The following is a 16,912-nucleotide window of genomic DNA, read 5'->3' as shown; positions in this document are numbered from 1 at the left end:
TCGTAATACGAAGGCTTTTTTTATAATAGGTTATTAATAAAAACTACAGTTTGTCATGGATACTTTGTAAATCCTCAATAGCAAAATGATAAGCCGTATTACAGTATTCACACGTCATATCTAAGCCACCAAGTGCAATTTGCTCAGCCATAACATGTTTGCCTAAGCTAAATAAGGCACCTTCGCATTTTACTTTAGAGCATCCACAAACGAAGGCAATGTCTTGTGCGGGGAACAATTCAACTTGTTCTTGGTGAAATAAACGATAAAGCACTTCCTCCGCAGGAAGATCTAACAATTCTGAAGCCGTAATAGTGTCACTTAACGCAACTAATTCGCTAAAATCATCTCGGGCTTTTTGCTGCTCTACTGGTAACACTTGCAACATCAAACCTGCTGCACGATTATGTTGACCAATATCAGTGAAAATATACAAGCGAGTGGGCAACTGCTCAGATTGTGCAAAATAGGCTTCCAAAGTTGCAGTTAAACTGTTGCCTGTCAGCGGAATAATCCCTTGGTAGCGCTCACCTTGCACTGGCGTAATGGTTACTACGAGATAACCTTTACCCACTAAAGCGTTAAAACTGTCGCCTTGTAATTCTGCTTGCAACCTTGCTACACCACGGAATTGTTGTAGATGATTACCATTGACAGCGGCAAATTTAACAGGCCCATCGCCTTGCAATTGCATTGCGATCTCGCCCTCAAATTTTAGGGTGGCGGTTAATAAGCTACATGCTACCACTAACTCTGCTAATAATTGTTTTACCGGTAATGGGTATTGATGATTTTCCAGCATGTGTTCTAGGCTATTATTGATATAGCACAACTCACCTCTAACGTGTTTTTGCTGGAATAAAAAGCGTAATAAAGTATCCGAGGCCATGTTTAGGTTCTCACTGCTGGGATTTTAATAATAACAATTGCCGCCGTTCTTTTTTATCGGGCTTCGTGTCCGGATGCGGGGCAAACAGCGAATTAGTTTTGCGCAACTCAGCGCGTTTTGCTCTTTCTTCAATACTGTGCTCGGTTTCTTGGTAAAGTTGCTGGGCAAGGGGAGCCGCTAAACGTTTTTCAGTTAACCCCATAACGATAACGATCTTATCATCTACGCCTTGTGTAACTTTTACTGTCGCTCCAATTTCTACCAAGCGACTGGCTTTGCAACGATACCCATTATACTGGACTTTGCCGCCCTCTATCATCTCTTTTGCTAAGCCGCGTGTTTTGTAAAAACGACATCCCCAGAGCCACTTATCTAATCTAACACCGGGCGAAGCCACTTGGTTCTTATTACATGAAATCGTCACAATCCACCTCTAAGCTAAACCTTTTGGCTGCAGTAAGCCTCTATCTAGTACGTAAAAAATCGTTATGTTGGCTGAGTGTTTCGGCATTATAGTGTAAAAGTATGCTTTCGCTTACAGCGTAAGCTTTTTTTTATGTGATAAGTTGGTAAAGATGCCGATCAAAGCTTGTTGATAGCCCTGCAACTCAGTAAGATGCAGTAATAACTAGATAAAGAATGTTGTTATGAATGTAACGTTGCCCACACCAATCCAGCAGTTGTTGCTGCAATTACAGCGCATACCTATCTCATTGGTAAGACAGTCACTTAACGTCGTTTTCATGCTGTTATTCGCTTGGTTGCTCGCAAGATTAAGCTGGCAATTGCTGCCTATACCCGTTAGTGAATATGTATCACAACCCACACTGACTCAAACTTCCGCTGCCGTTCCACAAGATCTTTCTAGCTTAACGGCATTTCCTTTATTTGGTAAAGCTGAGCCGGTTGCCAGTAGCGCGCCCGCTGTTGCTGTAGTGACCGAAGCGCCTAAAACACAATTAAATGTCAAACTTACTGGGCTTGTTGCCGTTCCCGCAAAACCCGAAGCGGGCAGCGCAGTTATTGAACACCGTGGCACTGAAACCGCTTATGCTGTGGGTGATATGCTGGAAGGTACTCGGGCGAAATTACATCAAGTTTTAGATGATCGCGTCCTGTTAGAACAAAATGGCCGTTACGAAACGCTTATGTTAGACGGCGTCGAATTTACCCGTGTTGCGCAAGCAAATGCAGGCTTAGGGCGGGATGACAGCGGCGATCAAGGCTTACAAGAGCCCGTTGCCGAACCCATCGTTTTAGCACAACCTATTGCCACGGGGTTTGAAAACCCTGAGTTACAAGCTCGACGTGACGAAATTATGGCTGAGCCGATGAAATTTTTTGATTATGTGCGAGTCACACCTGTACAGCGCGATGGCCAACTTGCCGGTTATCGGTTAATGCCAGGTAAAGATGCGGCTGTATTTCAACAAATGGGATTTCAGCAAGGTGACTTAGCAATTGAAATTAATGGCGTGCCGCTGAATGATATGCAACAGGCAATGCGGATCATCAACGACATTCGTGATGCAACAGAAGCATCAATTAAGATTGAACGAGATGGCGAAATCAGAGATATTCTGTTTAGTCTGTCACAGTAATAGAACGATAATAATTGGTTAATCTCTCATGAAATCAGGTTTCTTTGTGCGTTTAAAAGGCCGCACCCTAGCAAGTATGCTGTTGGCTGCCTTACTGAGTTTTACCGTGGTGGCGGATAGCGAAGTAAAATACTCTCCTAATTTTAAAGGTACCGATATTAACGAGTTTATTAATATCGTGGGTATGAATTTAAAGAAAACGATTATTGTTGATCCACAAGTTCGGGGTCGCATCAACGTTCGTAGTTATGACATGCTAACCGAGGCCCAGTACTATCAATTTTTTCTAAATGTGCTTGAGGTTTACGGATTCGCTGTGGTTGAAATGGACAGCGGTGTGATGAAAGTCGTCCGTAATAAAGATGCGAAAACATCGAATATCCCAGTAGTAGGAGATGATAATCCGGGTATTGGTGATGAAATGGTGACTCGGGTGGTGCCCGTGCGTAATGTGTCGGTGCGTGAGTTAGCGCCGTTATTACGGCAATTTGTTAACCAAGGTGGCGGCGGTCATGTAGTTAACTATGATCCTTCTAATGTCATTATGATGACGGGTCCAGCAGCGCTAGTGGCAAGATTAGTTGATATAATTCAACGAGTTGATAAAGCTGGTGATCAGGAATTAGAGATTTTAAAACTGAACTTTGCGTCGGCAGCTGAAATCGTTCGTATTTTAGAGAGCATTTATCGTGCACAAAATCGTGCAGAGCAGCCCGATTTTTTAGTGCCGCGTATTGTCGCCGATGAGCGAACGAATAGCGTAATTGTCAGCGGGGAACTGCAAGCGCGGCAGCGTGTTATTGAACTGGCAAGACGTTTAGATGCAGAATTACAAACCAGCGGTAATACTCGAGTACTTTATTTAAAGTATGCCAAAGCTGAAGATATTGTGCCGGTATTAAAAGGTGTCAGTGACTCTATTGCTGCGGAAGTACAAGGCGCACAAGGTGCGAATCCGCAAACGCCAAGACGCAGCAGCGGCCGTGAAATTAGCATTGAAGCCCACCCAGACAGTAATTCGTTAGTCATTACTGCCCAGCCAGATATGATGCGTTCGCTTGAAGATGTGGTGCGGCAATTAGATATTCGCCGCGCGCAGGTGTTGGTTGAAGCGATTATTGTGGAAGTATTTGATGGCAACGGTACCGACTTTGGCGTGCAATGGATTAATGCTAACGGCGGCGGTACAAACTTTACGGGTACAAATAGTATTCCTATTGTCAACATTGCGGCTGGCGCAGCGCAGGCATCACAAATTACCCGTGGCACTACAACACAGTCACGTGATCCTGCGACAGGCGATCTGATCACTACCACTACGGCAGACTCTAACCGTGACTATTCTGCGTTAGGTGCTGCACTACAAGGGCTAAACGGCGCACTACTGGGCTTTTACAATGGTAATTGGGCGGCAATTTTACAGGCAGTAAGAACCAGCACTAACTCTAACGTGTTAGCTACGCCCCATATCACGACTATGGACAATCAAGAGGCGATTTTCTTAGTGGGCCAAGAAGTGCCTGTGATCACTGGCTCATCTTTAGGTTCGGATAATACCAATCCCTTTCAACAAGTTCAGCGCCAGGAAGTGGGTATTAAGTTAAAAGTCACTCCTCAAATTAATGAAGGTGACGCGGTACAACTGGTTATTGAGCAAGAAGTGTCAAGCATTGGTGGTGCTACAGCGGTAGATATCACCATTAATAAACGTGAGATTAAAACGACGGTAATGGCTGACGATGGTGCCACTATCGTGTTAGGCGGCTTGATTGATGAAGATGTGCAGGAAAGTGAATCAAAAGTACCTATCTTAGGTGACATTCCCGTACTCGGTCATTTATTTAAGTCGACCAGTGTGAGTAAGCGTAAGCGAAATTTGATGGTGTTTATTAAAGCGACCATTGTACGTGATGGCAGCGCCATAAGCGGAATTAGCAAACAAAAATATAACTTTATTCGTGCAGAGCAATTAAAACGCGACGAAGAAGGGATCCGTTTGATGCCTAATACGTCGCAGGCAGTGTTACCCGAATGGGATGAAAGTTTAAAACTGCCACCTAGCTTTGAACAATACATGGAGCAACAGAACCAAACACAGCCAGCTGCTGAAGAAGGGAATAAGCCGCAATGATAACGCTCGCGACCGAAACAGATATCGCGCCGGTCAGCAGCAAAATTCGGCTGCCTTTTGGTTTTGCCAAACGTCATGGCGTGCTACTACAACAACAGCTTGAGAGCTGGGTGCTTTATGTGCAGCCAGCCACGCAGCCGCAAGCCTTGCTGGAGGTGCGTAGATTACTTGCCGAGCCTTTCACGATACAAAAATTGGATGCGTTAGCGTTTGAGGCGTTACTGGAAGCGTCTTATCAGCGGGATTCATCAGAGGCACAGCAGTTAATGGAAGATATTGGCAATGAAGTTGATTTGGCTTCATTGGCAGAAGATATTCAAGAAACTGAAGATTTACTTGAGAATGAAGATGATGCGCCAATAATCAAGTTAATCAATGCCATGTTAGGCGAGGCCATCAAGTTAGGTGCCTCCGATATTCATATTGAGACCTTTGAAAAAGCCTTAATCATTCGCTTCCGTGTGGATGGTTTATTACGTGAAGTGTTAAGACCCCATCGACGTTTATCCAGTTTATTGGTATCGCGTATTAAGGTAATGGCCAAATTAGATATTGCAGAAAAACGCGTACCACAAGATGGACGTATAAGTTTGCGAATTGCCGGGCGAGCTGTTGATGTGCGTGTCTCGACTATGCCATCCAGTCATGGTGAGCGTGCCGTATTACGTTTGTTAGATAAAAATAATTCACATCTTAATTTAGCAGATTTAGGCATGACGCCTGGTGTAGAACAACTGTTCTCACAGCTTATTTTAAAGCCGCACGGTATTATTTTAGTTACCGGCCCTACGGGTTCGGGTAAAAGTACAACCTTGTATGCCGGCTTAAGCGAAATTAATACCAAGGATCGAAATATCCTAACGGTTGAAGATCCTATTGAGTATGAACTGGAAGGGATTGGCCAAACACAGGTTAATACCAAAGTTAACATGACCTTCGCTCGTGGTCTGAGAGCCATATTGCGTCAAGATCCCGATGTGGTGATGGTTGGTGAAATTCGTGATTTAGAGACGGCACAAATTGCTGTCCAAGCCAGTTTAACCGGGCATTTAGTGTTGTCGACATTACACACTAATACGGCCGCAGGTGCTGTGACCCGCTTAGAAGATATGGGGATTGAAGCCTTTTTACTCTCGTCAAGTTTACTCGGTGTATTAGCTCAGCGTTTGGTAAGAACCTTATGTCCTCACTGTAAAGAGGCACATGATCCTGATAAAGAAGAGCGTAATTTACTGGGATTAGCCAAAAAAGATGCGGCTTTAATCTATCGTGCTAAAGGTTGCGAGCATTGTAATTATACTGGCTACAAAGGTCGTACCGGTATTCATGAGCTAATCATGGTTGACGATGCCATGCGCGAAATGATCCATAATGGTAAAGGCGAACAAAGCATCGAAAAATATGCCAGGCAATTTACGCCAAGTATTCGTGCAGATGGTTTTGCCAAAGTGATAGCTGGGGTAACAACGCTTGAAGAAGTGCTGCGTGTTACCCGCGAGGATCTGTAATGGCCGCGTTTGAATATCAGGCGTTAGATGTCCGCGGAAAAAAAGCGAAAGGTGTTTTAGAAGCGGATAATGCTCGGCAAGCGCGTCAGCTATTACGAGAACAAAAGCTGACACCGCTGTCGGTCGAATTAGCCTCGCAACAAGAAAAATTATTAGCAAGTGGAAAAAGTTGGTTTAAACGCAAAATTTCCGCGGCGGAATTGGCCTTAATTACCCGACAACTGGCGACGTTGGTTGCTGCGGCGTTGCCAATTGAAAGCGCGTTATTAGCTGTTGCTGAGCAGTGTGATAAACCCCGCTTAAAAAATATGATGATGTCGGTGCGCTCCAAAGTTGTGGAGGGCTATAGCTTAGCAGAAGGGTTAGCTGAGTTTCCGCATGTTTTTGATCATCTTTTCCGTTCGATGGTCGCCGCGGGGGAAAAGTCTGGGCATTTAGATCAGGTATTGAATCGACTCGCCGATTACACTGAACAACGTCAGCATATGCGAAACCAAATTCTTATGGCGTCGGTTTACCCTATTGTGATGGTAGTGGTATCGCTGTTAGTAATTGGTATTTTGCTCGCCGCGGTGGTACCAAAAATTACAGAGCAATTTGAGCACATGGGGCAACAGCTGCCCGTGTTGACACGCTTTATGATCGGTGCCAGTGATACCGTACAACAACACGGTGTCTGGGTCATGATAGCGTTCTTATTAGCAATAGTTGGCTGGCAGCGATTATTAACTAAACCGGCATTTAAACTGCGCTACGATAGACGTATTCTAAAAGTGAAAGTACTAGGGCGAATCGTCAACAGTGTTAATACTGCGCGGTTTGCGCGTACTTTGAGTATTTTAAACGCCAGTGGGGTGCCTTTGCTTGAGGCTATGCGGATTAGTGCAGATGTATTGTCTAACACCTACATGCGTCAGAGCGTTGCAGAGGCTGCAGCGCGAGTGCGGGAAGGTACGTCATTACGTGCTGCGTTGGATCAAACCAAGTTATTTCCGCCCATGATGCTACATATGATTGCCAGTGGCGAAAAGAGTGGCCAACTGGACGCTATGCTAGAACGTGCCGCAGACACACTCGATCGTGAATTTGAAATGACGATGACGGTCTCACTAGAAATTTTTAAACCTGCGGTCGTTATCATTTTAGCTGTGATCGTGTGTTTAATTGTGATGGCGATTTTATTGCCGATCCTCGAACTTAATAATATGGTAGGAAAATATTAATATGAAAAGAAGTACCGGTTTTACCTTACTTGAAGTCATGGTAGTGATTGTAATACTGGGGTTATTAGCCAGCTTTGTGGTGCCTAATTTAATGGGTAATCAAGAAGAAGCTGCCCGTCAAAAAGTGGTGGTGGATATTCAGCAATTAGAAAATGCCTTGGATATGTACCGATTACGCAACAGTTTTTATCCAACAACTGAGCAAGGTTTAGAAGCATTAGTCACGGCTCCAACTTCTCAACCGGTGCCGCGCTCTTACCCAGCGGAAGGCTTTATTCGCCGCCTACCGAAAGATCCCTGGGGTGAAGAGTATATTTTGGTTAGTCCGGGTCAGATGGGGCGAATCGATATCTTCAGTAAAGGACAAGATCGGGTTGCGGGTACAGATGATGATATTGGTAATTGGAACCTAGATGGTGCGAGCTCAGGCAACAACTAATGATGCGTCATCGCGGTTTTACATTACTTGAGGTATTGCTGGTTATTGTCCTCATCGGCATTTTAGCCAGTGTAGTGGTCTTGAACTTTAATCGTGATTCCGTAGAAGAGCAAGTTAACCGTGAGGCAGCAAGATTTCAACAAGTCTTTCAATTTATCGCTGAGACCGCCCAGTTGCGTCAGCAAGAATGGGGGTTAGTGGTAAACGAACAAAGTTATGCTTTCGTTTATTTCAGCGACAATGGTTGGCAATGGGCACAATTGCCGCAAGCTGCACAAGAACATCAATTACCTGAGCAAGTGCGTTTACAGTTAGAATTAGAAGGCTTACCTGGTGCAGAGCAAAATTTACTGAGTGAGTTGGAGTGGCAGCAAGATGATGAAGCAGTTTTTGCTGAAGCAACAAATCCAGAGCTGCCGCCACTCCCTAAAGTGTTTATGTTGTCTTCAGGTGAGATTAGCCCATTTCGGTTGAGTTTCCTTGCTAAGGAACAGTACAACGTTTTAAACGTGCAAGTAGGTACCGATTTTAGTTTACCCCTTACCCGTTTTGATACGGATATCCCATGATGACGTTTTTTAGAAGGCGCGTTAATCTTGCATATCCACAATAATATTGCTGCAGTGAGATCAAGGTACCGTGCGCGCATTACGGGGTTTACCCTATTAGAGTTACTGGTTGCGTTAGTGATTTTTGCAACTGCAGGTGTGGCAATTATCCAAGCCAGTTCTAATCATCTTCGCGCTATTGGGCAGTTAGAAGAGTTAACCATTGCCAGTTATGTGGCTAACAATCAACTGCAATTGGCGATGTTAGATCCCAGTTGGCCACCCCGTGAGTTACAGCAAGGTGAAGTGAGCATGGCTAATCGAAATTGGGCTTGGCGTGTGCGGGCTAGCACCGTGCCCGATCCTGATTTGCGTGAACTTAATGTCAGCATCAGTTTGGTGGAACAGCCAGAGGAAATCATTTATCAGTTAACAACCTATGTTGGACAGCCAGATGAACAGTAAAGGGTTTACCTTTCTGGAAATGCTATTGGCTATGCTGCTGTTTGCCATGGTTGGGCTAGCGTCTGTTGCCGTGTTGACCAGTGTGACTAACAGTGATGAAGCATCGCAGCGTGCTTTACAGCAGTTACAACAGTTGCAGCGAGCGATGTTATTACTTGAACGCGATTTTATGCAAATCAGTGCGCGATACGTGCGGATTGAGGGCGATCCGCCACGGCAAGAGCGTTTAGTTGGCGAAAAATATTTTTTAGATAGTACAGATCATGGCGTAACGTTTACGCAACAGGGATGGCGTAATCCTGGAATGATTTTGCCGCGTAGCGAGGTACAAGCGATAGCGTACCGTTTAGAAGAGGGACAGTTACAACGTTTATTTACGTTATATGTAGATGCCGTAAACAACACGGAGCCACATATCCAACCCTTACTAGATGGCGTGGAAGTTTTTGAGTTAAGTTACTTGTTGAATGAAAAGTGGGAAGAGCGGTGGCAACACCAGTTTTTTCCTCAAGCGGTTAAAGTCAGGTTAGTACAGCAAGATATTGGTGAGGTAGAGCGTATATTTATGTTGCCCAATGCCTTATGGCGTAAGGAGCAGCCATGAGAACACAGCGACAACACGGCGTTGCGCTTTTAACGGTATTAATGATCGTTGCTATTGTGGCGGTGATTGCCGTCAGTATGAGTGGGCGTTTGCAATTACAGCTGCAAAGACAACAAAATATACAGCAGCAGCAGCAAGCGTTTTGGTATGCCATGGCTGCTGAATCGTTCAGTCGAGTCTTACTTCGACGCGCTCTGCAGGGGGCAGACGTTGTTCATCTTGGGCAGGATTGGGCACAACAAGGTGCCAGTTTTGTGGTGGAGGATGGTCAAATTGCAGGTGAAATTCAAGATTTGCACAGTTGTTTTAATCTGAATGCTTTACAACAACAACCCGAACGAAATCAAGGTGGACAGCAACAGCCCACGTTAGCGCAGCGTAGTTTTCAACGTTTAGTTGAGCAAGTGGCACCGGAGCTAAATCAGCCGGCAGAATACTTAACCGCACGAGTCAGTGATTGGTTAGATGAAGATAGTTTATTAAATACTGCAGGTGGCGCTGAGCAAGATGATTACGCCAGTTTGCAGTTTCCTTACTACACTGCAAATAGTCTGATGGTATCCGAGACAGAACTACGTGTAATATTGGATGTAACGCCAACGGATTATCAATTATTATTGCCCTATATTTGTGTGATTCCACAAAGCAATGTATTGAAAATTAACATTAATACTTTAACTGAAGAGACCGCCGTATTGTTAGCGGCGCTTTTGCCCGAACTTAGTGTAGCACAGGCGCAAGAGGCTATTTTGAGTCGGCCTGAAGACGGGTTTAAAGATGTGGATAGTTTTTTACAAAGTTCTGCGCTCACTGGGATTTTAGTGCCTGAAGACGTAAAGTCAGCGCTAACAGTTAACTCTGAACACTTTAGATTACTGGCAACCACGGCGTATCTTGAATCTGGATTCAGATTAACTGTGATATTCAAACGAGAAGAAAATAATGCAATCAAGGTTTTGGCTCGACGCTTTGGAGGCCAGGGATGAATGAACAAATAATTATAAGATTGGGGAGTCAGCCAGAACAGGTGATCAGTTGGCTGGTCTGGGCGCCGTTAACGCAAGATATTATCGCCAGTGGCGAAATTGCGGGGATAAGTGATCTTAACGCCTTAGCGGAGCGATTAGGTAAACGCCCTGTTATTGCCCTGGTTCCTGCTGCAGATGTGCTGTTAAAAAAAGTGGCGCTGCCGGCTAAACCAACTAAGCAACTCTTGCAAGCATTACCATTTATGCTGGAAGAGGATCAAGCAGAAGATATTGACAAGCTTTATATTGCTACCGGCAAAGCCGAACTAATTAATGGCCAGTACTGGCAACAGGTTGCACTGTGTCAGCGGCAGCGCCTTGAACAATGGTTAGGATGGTTAGAACAGGCAGGTTTTACCGTAAGTCGTATGTTACCCGATGCCATATTATTACCTGCTGAAGCCGTACCTTGTTGTATTGCCTTACAGCAGCAGTGGTTATTGCGACAGGACGACTGGCAAGCTACTGCCATTGAGAGCAGTTGGTGGCCTGATTACTTAGCGTTAGCCGGCTTGCCCAATCTAATTACGTATAGTCCTTGGCCTGAACATATAACACAGGTACATGACACAGCTAGCCCTGAATTACCGCTCGCATTGTTAGCAAGAGGCTTAACGAGTACGTCATTTAATCTGCTGCAAGGTGTCTATGCACCAAAGCGGCCACAAAATCGTTATTGGTTACAATGGCGCTTTACCGCCAGTTTAATGGTGCTTTGTCTAGCCATTTATATGCTGCAATTGACTGGTCAAGTTTTGCAGCAAAAAAAGCAGATAAGCAATCTTGAACAACAATTGCGCCAGGAATATAGCCAGCTATTTCCGAACGAGCGAATTACCAATTTATCGCGGCAATTACAGCAAAAATTACAAACGTTGGGTGGCGATCCTGAGCAGCAACATTTTTTATCTTTGCTTGCTGCATTGCAGTTGCGACTAGCCGCATTACCCGATATTCGCTTAGATTCTTTAAGGTACGACGCCAATCGCCAAGAACTCCGGTTTGGTGCCAGTGCGGCAGGTTTCCCCAGTTTTGAACAATTAAAATTACAATTGGAGCAAGCTGGGTATACCGTTGAGCAAGGTGCATTGAGTAACGATGGTAATCGAATTCAAGGCTCAGTGGTTATGCGAGGTAAACTATGAAACAGCTATTTCTTCGCTGGTGGTATGGTTTAGCAGCGCGTGAGCAAAAGCTCCTGTTGTTTGCATTACCTCTAGTTATGATAGGATTTATGTACTGGGGCGTGTGGCAACCGTTACATCAAGCCAAACAGTTTGATCAACAAGCACTTCAACAACTTGAACAGCAACGCCTTGCGTTGCTTCAAGCTCAGCCGTTGTTACTTCAAGCCGCAGCGGGTCCAAGTCGGACTGGGGGCAGTTTGGCGCAGATTGTCAGTAACAGTGCGCGAAGTTTTAATATTCAAGTGAGTAGAATGCAGCCACAAAATGAGCAGTTACAGTTGGTGCTTGAAGACATTGCTTTTGAGCAATTACTACCGTGGTTGCATCAGTTGCATTATCAAAACGGCGTTCGCTTAGTAAATTTAGATGTGGCCGTAACTGACCGGCCTGGTATTGTGCGTGTCAGAAGAATGGTTATTGAATAACATGATAAAACATTGGAAATTAGCGCTGTGTGGTGTAGTGGCATACATCCTCTTTTTGGTGATTCTGACACCCGCCAGTTGGTGGCTTAAAATGCTGACGTTACCCCCTTCGGTACAGCTTGGTCCAGTAACGGGTACGTTATGGCAGGGCGAAGTGAAGCAATTGTCTTTTCAACAACAGCCCTTGCCTGCGTTAACATGGCGCTTAAACCCTTGGTCATTATTAACACTCAATCCTGAGATTGCCTTGTCTAGTGGTACCTTACAGCAAGTCAGTGCGCCTTATCTTCAAAGCACCTTGCAAATCGGTTTCGGTGGCCTCCAGCTTGAAGAGAGTATTGTTAGACTCCCTATGACGACGTTACTACCTTACCTAACGCTACCGTTGCCAGTGCAAGCACGCGGCGATCTAGTTGTTGAAATACAGCAACTGCGTTTGGCAGAGTTACAATGTGAGGAACTTATTGGTCAAGCCAGCTGGTTGAACGCCAGTTTGCAGCCGCCAACAGGTACGTGGTTAGATTTAAAAAATATCTATGCCCGTCTGAGTTGTGCTGCAGGGCAACCCGTGTTAATCACTGATCCCGAAAATGTCTTATCACTAGCTATCGAGGCGACAATGAGTTCGACCGGCGCGCTTCGTGTTCAAGGCAGTTTGCTGCCTGATCCAAGTTTGCCCGATGAAGTGCATCAAGCTATGCGTTTTGTGGGGCAACCTGATGCAAATGGACGTTTTTTGCTCAACTTCTAAACGGCGTCATTGTGTTTAGTCGCGCATTATGCGCGGCTTTGGTAGATGTCGGCTAACAAGGTGTGATAATCACTTGTGGCCGGAAAGTGTTCAAACTGCGTTGCCGGTTTTTGGCTATCAGGGTTAGCAACCGCCAGCAAATGTGCGATACCAAATTGCTGAGCAGACTCTAAAATCGGCAGACTGTCATCCACAAATAAGGTGCGCTGAGGATCAAAATTTAAGCGTTGTTGTAAGCGTTGCCATAACAATTGGCTTTCTTTAGTGACACCAAACTCATGTGTTGAAATAAGTTGCTCAATATAATTGGCTAAATCCGTACGTTCAATTTTCAGCGATAGGCTGTCTGGATGCGCGTTGGTTACTAACACAATTTTTCGGCCCGTTTGTTTTAATGCCGTTAAAAAAGCAGGAACGTCTGCTCGCATTTGAATTTTATCCATAATTTCGCGCTTAAGCTCAGTAATGGGTAATTGCAAGCGCTTCCCCCAATAATCCAAACAATACCAGGCTAACTGCCCTTGTAATTGCTGATATTCTGCCATTAATTCGGCCTGTGCTTGGTGTTCGCTAATACCAGTGATCTCAGCCCAACGTTTCGGTAGATGCTGCTGCCAAAAAAAGTTATCAAAGTGCAGATCAAGTAAAGTTCCATCCATATCAAGCAGCACAGTATCGATTTCTGACCATTGCAGCATAGGTTTTTTCCTCTATTCGTTTTATAGTAAGGGCTCACCTAGTTTAACAGAGAGTAGGGTATGACGCAGCGCCATAACGACAAACAAAAACCGGATATTCTGGCTGCCGAAATTGTCGCAAAAAGTCGATTGTTTAAGGTGGAGCAATTACAACTTCGGTTTAGTAATGGTGAAGAACGTACGTACGAGCGAATGGTGGGCACAAATCGGGGGGCGGTGATGATTGTGGCTTGTCCAGATCCTGATACCTTATACTTAGTGAGAGAATATTGTGCGGGTACCCATGATTATCAATTAGGCTTTCCAAAAGGATTAATTGATCCTGGCGAAGATATACTTACGGCGGCGAACCGTGAACTTAAAGAAGAAATTGGGTTTGGTGCTGCGCGGTTTATTCAGTTAAAATCCCTTGCTTTAGCACCAGGCTATTTTAATGCTACAATGCATGTAGTACTGGCATTTGATCTTTATGCAGAGCATCAAACCGGTGATGAACCTGAGCCATTAGAATTAGTCAGTTGGTCGCGTCAAGATACTACGACGTTATTGCAACAAGCTGATTTTACAGAGGCTCGAAGCGTTGCGGCATTATTGCTAGCGCAACAGTATTTGGAAGCTAATCCGGATGTTTTTAAGCAATCTGCTGGAACCTGTCAAAACGACCGCGCGTGAAGCCGGGGCAATTCTGTGGGAAATGTACCAAAGCGGTAATTTCACTGAACAACAAAAACAGGATTCTAGCCCGGTTACAACAGCTGATCTGGCAGCCAATAGCCATATTATCGCTAAGTTGACGGCATTAACCCCACATATTCCGATCATTTCTGAAGAAACGCATTTAGTGCCGTTGTCGCAGCGTTCCGATTGGGCGCGTTATTGGTTAATTGATCCGATGGATGGTACACAGGAATTTGTGGCACGTAGCGGTGATTTTGCCGTCAGTATTGCCTTAGTTGAGCATGGTTGGCCCGCTTTAGGTGTGATCTATTGGCCAAAGGAAGACGTGACTTATTATGCCACTCGCAGCAATGGTGCCTTTAAACAACACAAAAACTTAATTAACCGTATGCAAGTGCATCAGCATCAATCTGATCAACCATTACGCATTGCTGTAAGTCGGCGACAACCGTTGCAACCGATTATTGAACGACTGCATCCTGCGCAAGTCATTGAGTATATGCCATTAGGCAGTTGTTCTTTGAAAAGCTGTTTGGTAGCAGAGGGAAAAGCCGATTGTTATTTACGCTTAGGTCCAACGGGTGAATGGGATACTGGCGCGGTGCAAGTGATTGTTGAAGAAGCGGGAGGGCGAATACTCGATAGTCAGTTTGCGTCACTAAGTTATAATCAGCGTGAAACACTAGCGAATCCAGATTTTATGGTGATGGGGCAGGCGGCAGTACCTTGGCAACAATTGATCAAAGCAACTTCAAGCGATAGAATTCTGTAATAAAGCTACCAATTTTTGTAATTAAGCAACAAGCTGCAAGCCACGTCAGCTGTGCTCTGTAGCCGATCCGACCACAAATATTCGCTATCTTTTAGTCCTAAAAAACGCTATTATGTATGTGTATTTTTTGCACAAAACTTAGCCTTTTATGTAAAAAATAATAAATTATCAAGTCCGCTAGAGACTGCAACCTTACCTACAGTACCCTTAGGAGTCTACAACATGTCCGATCTGGATTTGGGCCAATATGGCATCACGGATGTCACGGAAGTCATTTATAACCCGTCTTATGATTTACTGTTTGCTGAAGAAACCCGCAGCGATTTAGAGGGGTATGAAAAAGGTAAACTGACTGAGCTTGGCGCGATTTCCGTTGACACAGGTATTTTTACTGGTCGTTCGCCGAAGGATAAGTATATTGTGCGTGACGACACCACGCGTAATACCGTATGGTGGTCTGATCAGGGCAAAAATGATAACAAAGCGATTACGCCAGAGGTGTGGGCTAGCTTAAAAGCGCGTGTTACCAAACAGCTTTCAGGTAAGCGTTTATTCATTGTTGACACCTATTGTGGCGCGAATGCAGATACGCGCTTAGCCGTACGCTTTATCACTGAAGTAGCTTGGCAAGCTCATTTTGTCAAAAATATGTTTATTCGTCCCACCGATGCTGAGTTACAGACTTACCAGCCAGATTTCATCGTGATGAATGGTGCGAAATGTACAAATCCTGACTGGCAGGAACAGGGTTTAAATTCTGAAAACTTCGTTGCATTTAATCTTACCGAGCGAATTCAACTCATCGGCGGTACTTGGTACGGCGGTGAGATGAAAAAAGGTATGTTCTCAATGATGAACTACTTTTTACCCCTGCAAGGCATCGCGTCTATGCACTGTTCTGCTAACGTGGGTAAAGATGGTGATGTGGCGGTATTTTTTGGGTTATCTGGCACGGGTAAAACGACCTTATCAACCGATCCAAAACGTCAATTAATTGGTGATGATGAGCACGGTTGGGATGATGATGGTGTTTTCAATTTTGAGGGCGGTTGTTACGCCAAAACCATCAATTTATCAAAAGAAAATGAACCCGATATTTACCAAGCCATTCGCCGTGACGCCCTGCTAGAAAACGTAACCGTGGCAGCAGATGGCAAAATCGATTTTGATGATGGTTCAAAAACAGAGAATACGCGTGTCTCTTACCCAATTTATCATATCGATAATATTGTCGCGCCAGTGTCTAAAGCGGGCCATGCCAAAAAAGTTATTTTCTTAACGGCTGATGCTTTTGGGGTGTTACCACCGGTGTCTAAGTTAACAAAAGAGCAAGCAAAATACCATTTTCTATCGGGTTTTACGGCAAAATTAGCCGGTACCGAGCGTGGTATTACTGAGCCTACACCCACTTTTTCTAGTTGTTTTGGCGCGGCGTTCTTAAGTTTACACCCTACTAAATATGCAGAGGTATTAGGTAAGCGCATGGCCGATTCTGGCGCAGAAGCTTATTTAGTTAATACTGGCTGGAATGGTACGGGTAAGCGTATTTCAATTAAAGCCACTCGTGCCATCATTGATGCCATTTTAGATGGCAGCATTGAAAATGCCGAATTTGTACAATTGCCCTATTTTAATTTAGCCATGCCAACGCAATTGCATGATGTAGAGCAGGGTATTTTAGATCCTCGTGCTACCTATACCCATGTAGCGGATTGGGATGTTAAAGCGAAAGATCTGGCTAAACGTTTCGTTGATAATTTTGTGAAGTTCACGGATAACGACGAAGGGAAAGCACTGGTTGCGGCAGGTCCACAATTATAAATTTGCGCTAATATCGTTCCCCGTACTGACGACGGTGCTAACATTAAAAACCCTGTTAATTCAGGGTTTTTTTATGGCTTCGACAAACCACATTTTTATCTATCAATTCGCGATAGCGCGAGTTTATTAATTATCTGCTATGGA

The 16,912-nt window shown here is 44.6% G+C and carries 18 protein-coding genes; 15 read left to right on the top strand and 3 right to left on the bottom strand.

The features are described 5' to 3' along the window. Positions 1-43 precede the first annotated feature (43 nt). Together hslO and hslR are read right to left on the bottom strand one after the other, a co-directional pair. Positions 44-889 carry an Hsp33 family molecular chaperone HslO gene (gene hslO, locus IE070_RS13145; protein ID WP_189483656.1) on the bottom strand — a complete coding sequence of 282 codons (846 nt, stop codon included), beginning with the start codon at positions 887-889 and terminating at the stop codon, positions 44-46. Positions 890-899: 10 nt separating this feature from the next. Next, positions 900-1,313 carry a ribosome-associated heat shock protein Hsp15 gene (gene hslR / locus IE070_RS13140; protein WP_189483655.1) on the bottom strand — a complete coding sequence of 138 codons (414 nt, stop codon included), beginning with the start codon at positions 1,311-1,313 and terminating at the stop codon, positions 900-902. A 223-nt stretch (positions 1,314-1,536) separates the two neighbouring features. On the opposite strand from hslR, the gene gspC reads away from it, so the two are divergent. Genes gspC through IE070_RS13080 form a run of 12 tightly spaced genes read left to right on the top strand, consistent with a single transcriptional unit; the run spans position 1,537 to position 12,799 of the window. Next, the gene (gene gspC, locus IE070_RS13135) at positions 1,537-2,490 is read left to right on the top strand and encodes a type II secretion system protein GspC (protein ID WP_189483654.1); all 954 of its coding nucleotides are present in this window, start codon (positions 1,537-1,539) and stop codon (positions 2,488-2,490) included. 28 nt (positions 2,491-2,518) lie between these two features. Next, positions 2,519-4,621 carry a type II secretion system secretin GspD gene (gspD, locus tag IE070_RS13130; RefSeq protein WP_189483653.1) on the top strand — a complete coding sequence of 701 codons (2,103 nt, stop codon included), beginning with the start codon at positions 2,519-2,521 and terminating at the stop codon, positions 4,619-4,621. Next, a complete protein-coding gene (gene gspE / locus IE070_RS13125) occupies positions 4,618-6,129 on the top strand; it encodes a type II secretion system ATPase GspE (RefSeq protein WP_189483652.1) in 1,512 nt (503 codons plus the stop codon). Before gspD ends, gspE begins: the two co-directional genes overlap by 4 nt. Further along, positions 6,129-7,352, top strand: a complete 1,224-nt coding sequence (gene gspF, locus IE070_RS13120) for a type II secretion system inner membrane protein GspF (RefSeq protein WP_189483651.1) — start codon at positions 6,129-6,131, stop codon at positions 7,350-7,352. Before gspE ends, gspF begins: the two co-directional genes overlap by 1 nt. A gap of 1 nt (position 7,353) precedes the next feature. Further along, positions 7,354-7,791 carry a type II secretion system major pseudopilin GspG gene (gene gspG / locus IE070_RS13115; RefSeq protein WP_308428947.1) on the top strand — a complete coding sequence of 146 codons (438 nt, stop codon included), beginning with the start codon at positions 7,354-7,356 and terminating at the stop codon, positions 7,789-7,791. Next, a complete protein-coding gene (gspH, locus tag IE070_RS13110) occupies positions 7,791-8,360 on the top strand; it encodes a type II secretion system minor pseudopilin GspH (RefSeq protein ID WP_189483650.1) in 570 nt (189 codons plus the stop codon). The genes gspG and gspH overlap by 1 nt, the downstream gene beginning before the upstream one ends. A 27-nt stretch (positions 8,361-8,387) precedes the next feature. Continuing rightward, complete coding sequence (gene gspI, locus IE070_RS13105; RefSeq protein WP_229797066.1) at positions 8,388-8,804, top strand: type II secretion system minor pseudopilin GspI; 417 nt, start codon at positions 8,388-8,390, stop codon at positions 8,802-8,804. Further along, the gene (gene gspJ / locus IE070_RS13100; RefSeq protein WP_189483649.1) at positions 8,794-9,408 is read left to right on the top strand and encodes a type II secretion system minor pseudopilin GspJ; all 615 of its coding nucleotides are present in this window, start codon (positions 8,794-8,796) and stop codon (positions 9,406-9,408) included. The genes gspI and gspJ overlap by 11 nt, the downstream gene beginning before the upstream one ends. Next, the gene (gene gspK, locus IE070_RS13095; protein WP_189483648.1) at positions 9,405-10,394 is read left to right on the top strand and encodes a type II secretion system minor pseudopilin GspK; all 990 of its coding nucleotides are present in this window, start codon (positions 9,405-9,407) and stop codon (positions 10,392-10,394) included. The genes gspJ and gspK overlap by 4 nt, the downstream gene beginning before the upstream one ends. Next, entirely contained in the window at positions 10,391-11,581 is a 1,191-nt protein-coding gene (gspL, locus tag IE070_RS13090) for a type II secretion system protein GspL (protein WP_189483647.1), read from the top strand. Before gspK ends, gspL begins: the two co-directional genes overlap by 4 nt. Continuing rightward, complete coding sequence (locus tag IE070_RS13085; RefSeq protein WP_189483646.1) at positions 11,578-12,048, top strand: type II secretion system protein M; 471 nt, start codon at positions 11,578-11,580, stop codon at positions 12,046-12,048. The genes gspL and IE070_RS13085 overlap by 4 nt, the downstream gene beginning before the upstream one ends. 1 nt (position 12,049) lies before the next feature. Continuing rightward, complete coding sequence (locus IE070_RS13080) at positions 12,050-12,799, top strand: type II secretion system protein N (RefSeq protein ID WP_189483645.1); 750 nt, start codon at positions 12,050-12,052, stop codon at positions 12,797-12,799. Between the two features lie 26 nt (positions 12,800-12,825). On the opposite strand, the gene yrfG is transcribed toward IE070_RS13080, so the two are convergent. Then, a complete protein-coding gene (gene yrfG, locus IE070_RS13075) occupies positions 12,826-13,497 on the bottom strand; it encodes a GMP/IMP nucleotidase (protein WP_189483644.1) in 672 nt (223 codons plus the stop codon). A 60-nt stretch (positions 13,498-13,557) separates the two neighbouring features. Between yrfG and nudE the strand changes: the two genes are divergently transcribed. From nudE to pckA, 3 genes are all read left to right on the top strand, one after another. Beyond that, a complete protein-coding gene (gene nudE / locus IE070_RS13070) occupies positions 13,558-14,169 on the top strand; it encodes an ADP compounds hydrolase NudE (protein ID WP_189483643.1) in 612 nt (203 codons plus the stop codon). Further along, positions 14,123-14,947: a 3'(2'),5'-bisphosphate nucleotidase CysQ gene (cysQ, locus tag IE070_RS13065; protein ID WP_189483642.1), complete on the top strand. Its 825-nt coding sequence runs from the start codon at positions 14,123-14,125 to the stop codon at positions 14,945-14,947. Before nudE ends, cysQ begins: the two co-directional genes overlap by 47 nt. Before the next feature lie 222 nt (positions 14,948-15,169). Next, positions 15,170-16,768, top strand: coding sequence for a phosphoenolpyruvate carboxykinase (ATP) (gene pckA / locus IE070_RS13060; RefSeq protein WP_189483641.1), 1,599 nt, complete (start codon positions 15,170-15,172; stop codon positions 16,766-16,768). The last annotated feature ends 144 nt before the right edge of the window (positions 16,769-16,912 follow it).

It is taken from the genome of Alishewanella tabrizica (genome assembly GCF_014652375.1).
GTDB lineage: Bacteria > Pseudomonadota > Gammaproteobacteria > Enterobacterales > Alteromonadaceae > Alishewanella > Alishewanella tabrizica.
Note: the sequence above shows the minus strand (reverse complement) of the source record. Positions and strands in the feature narration are given on the sequence as shown.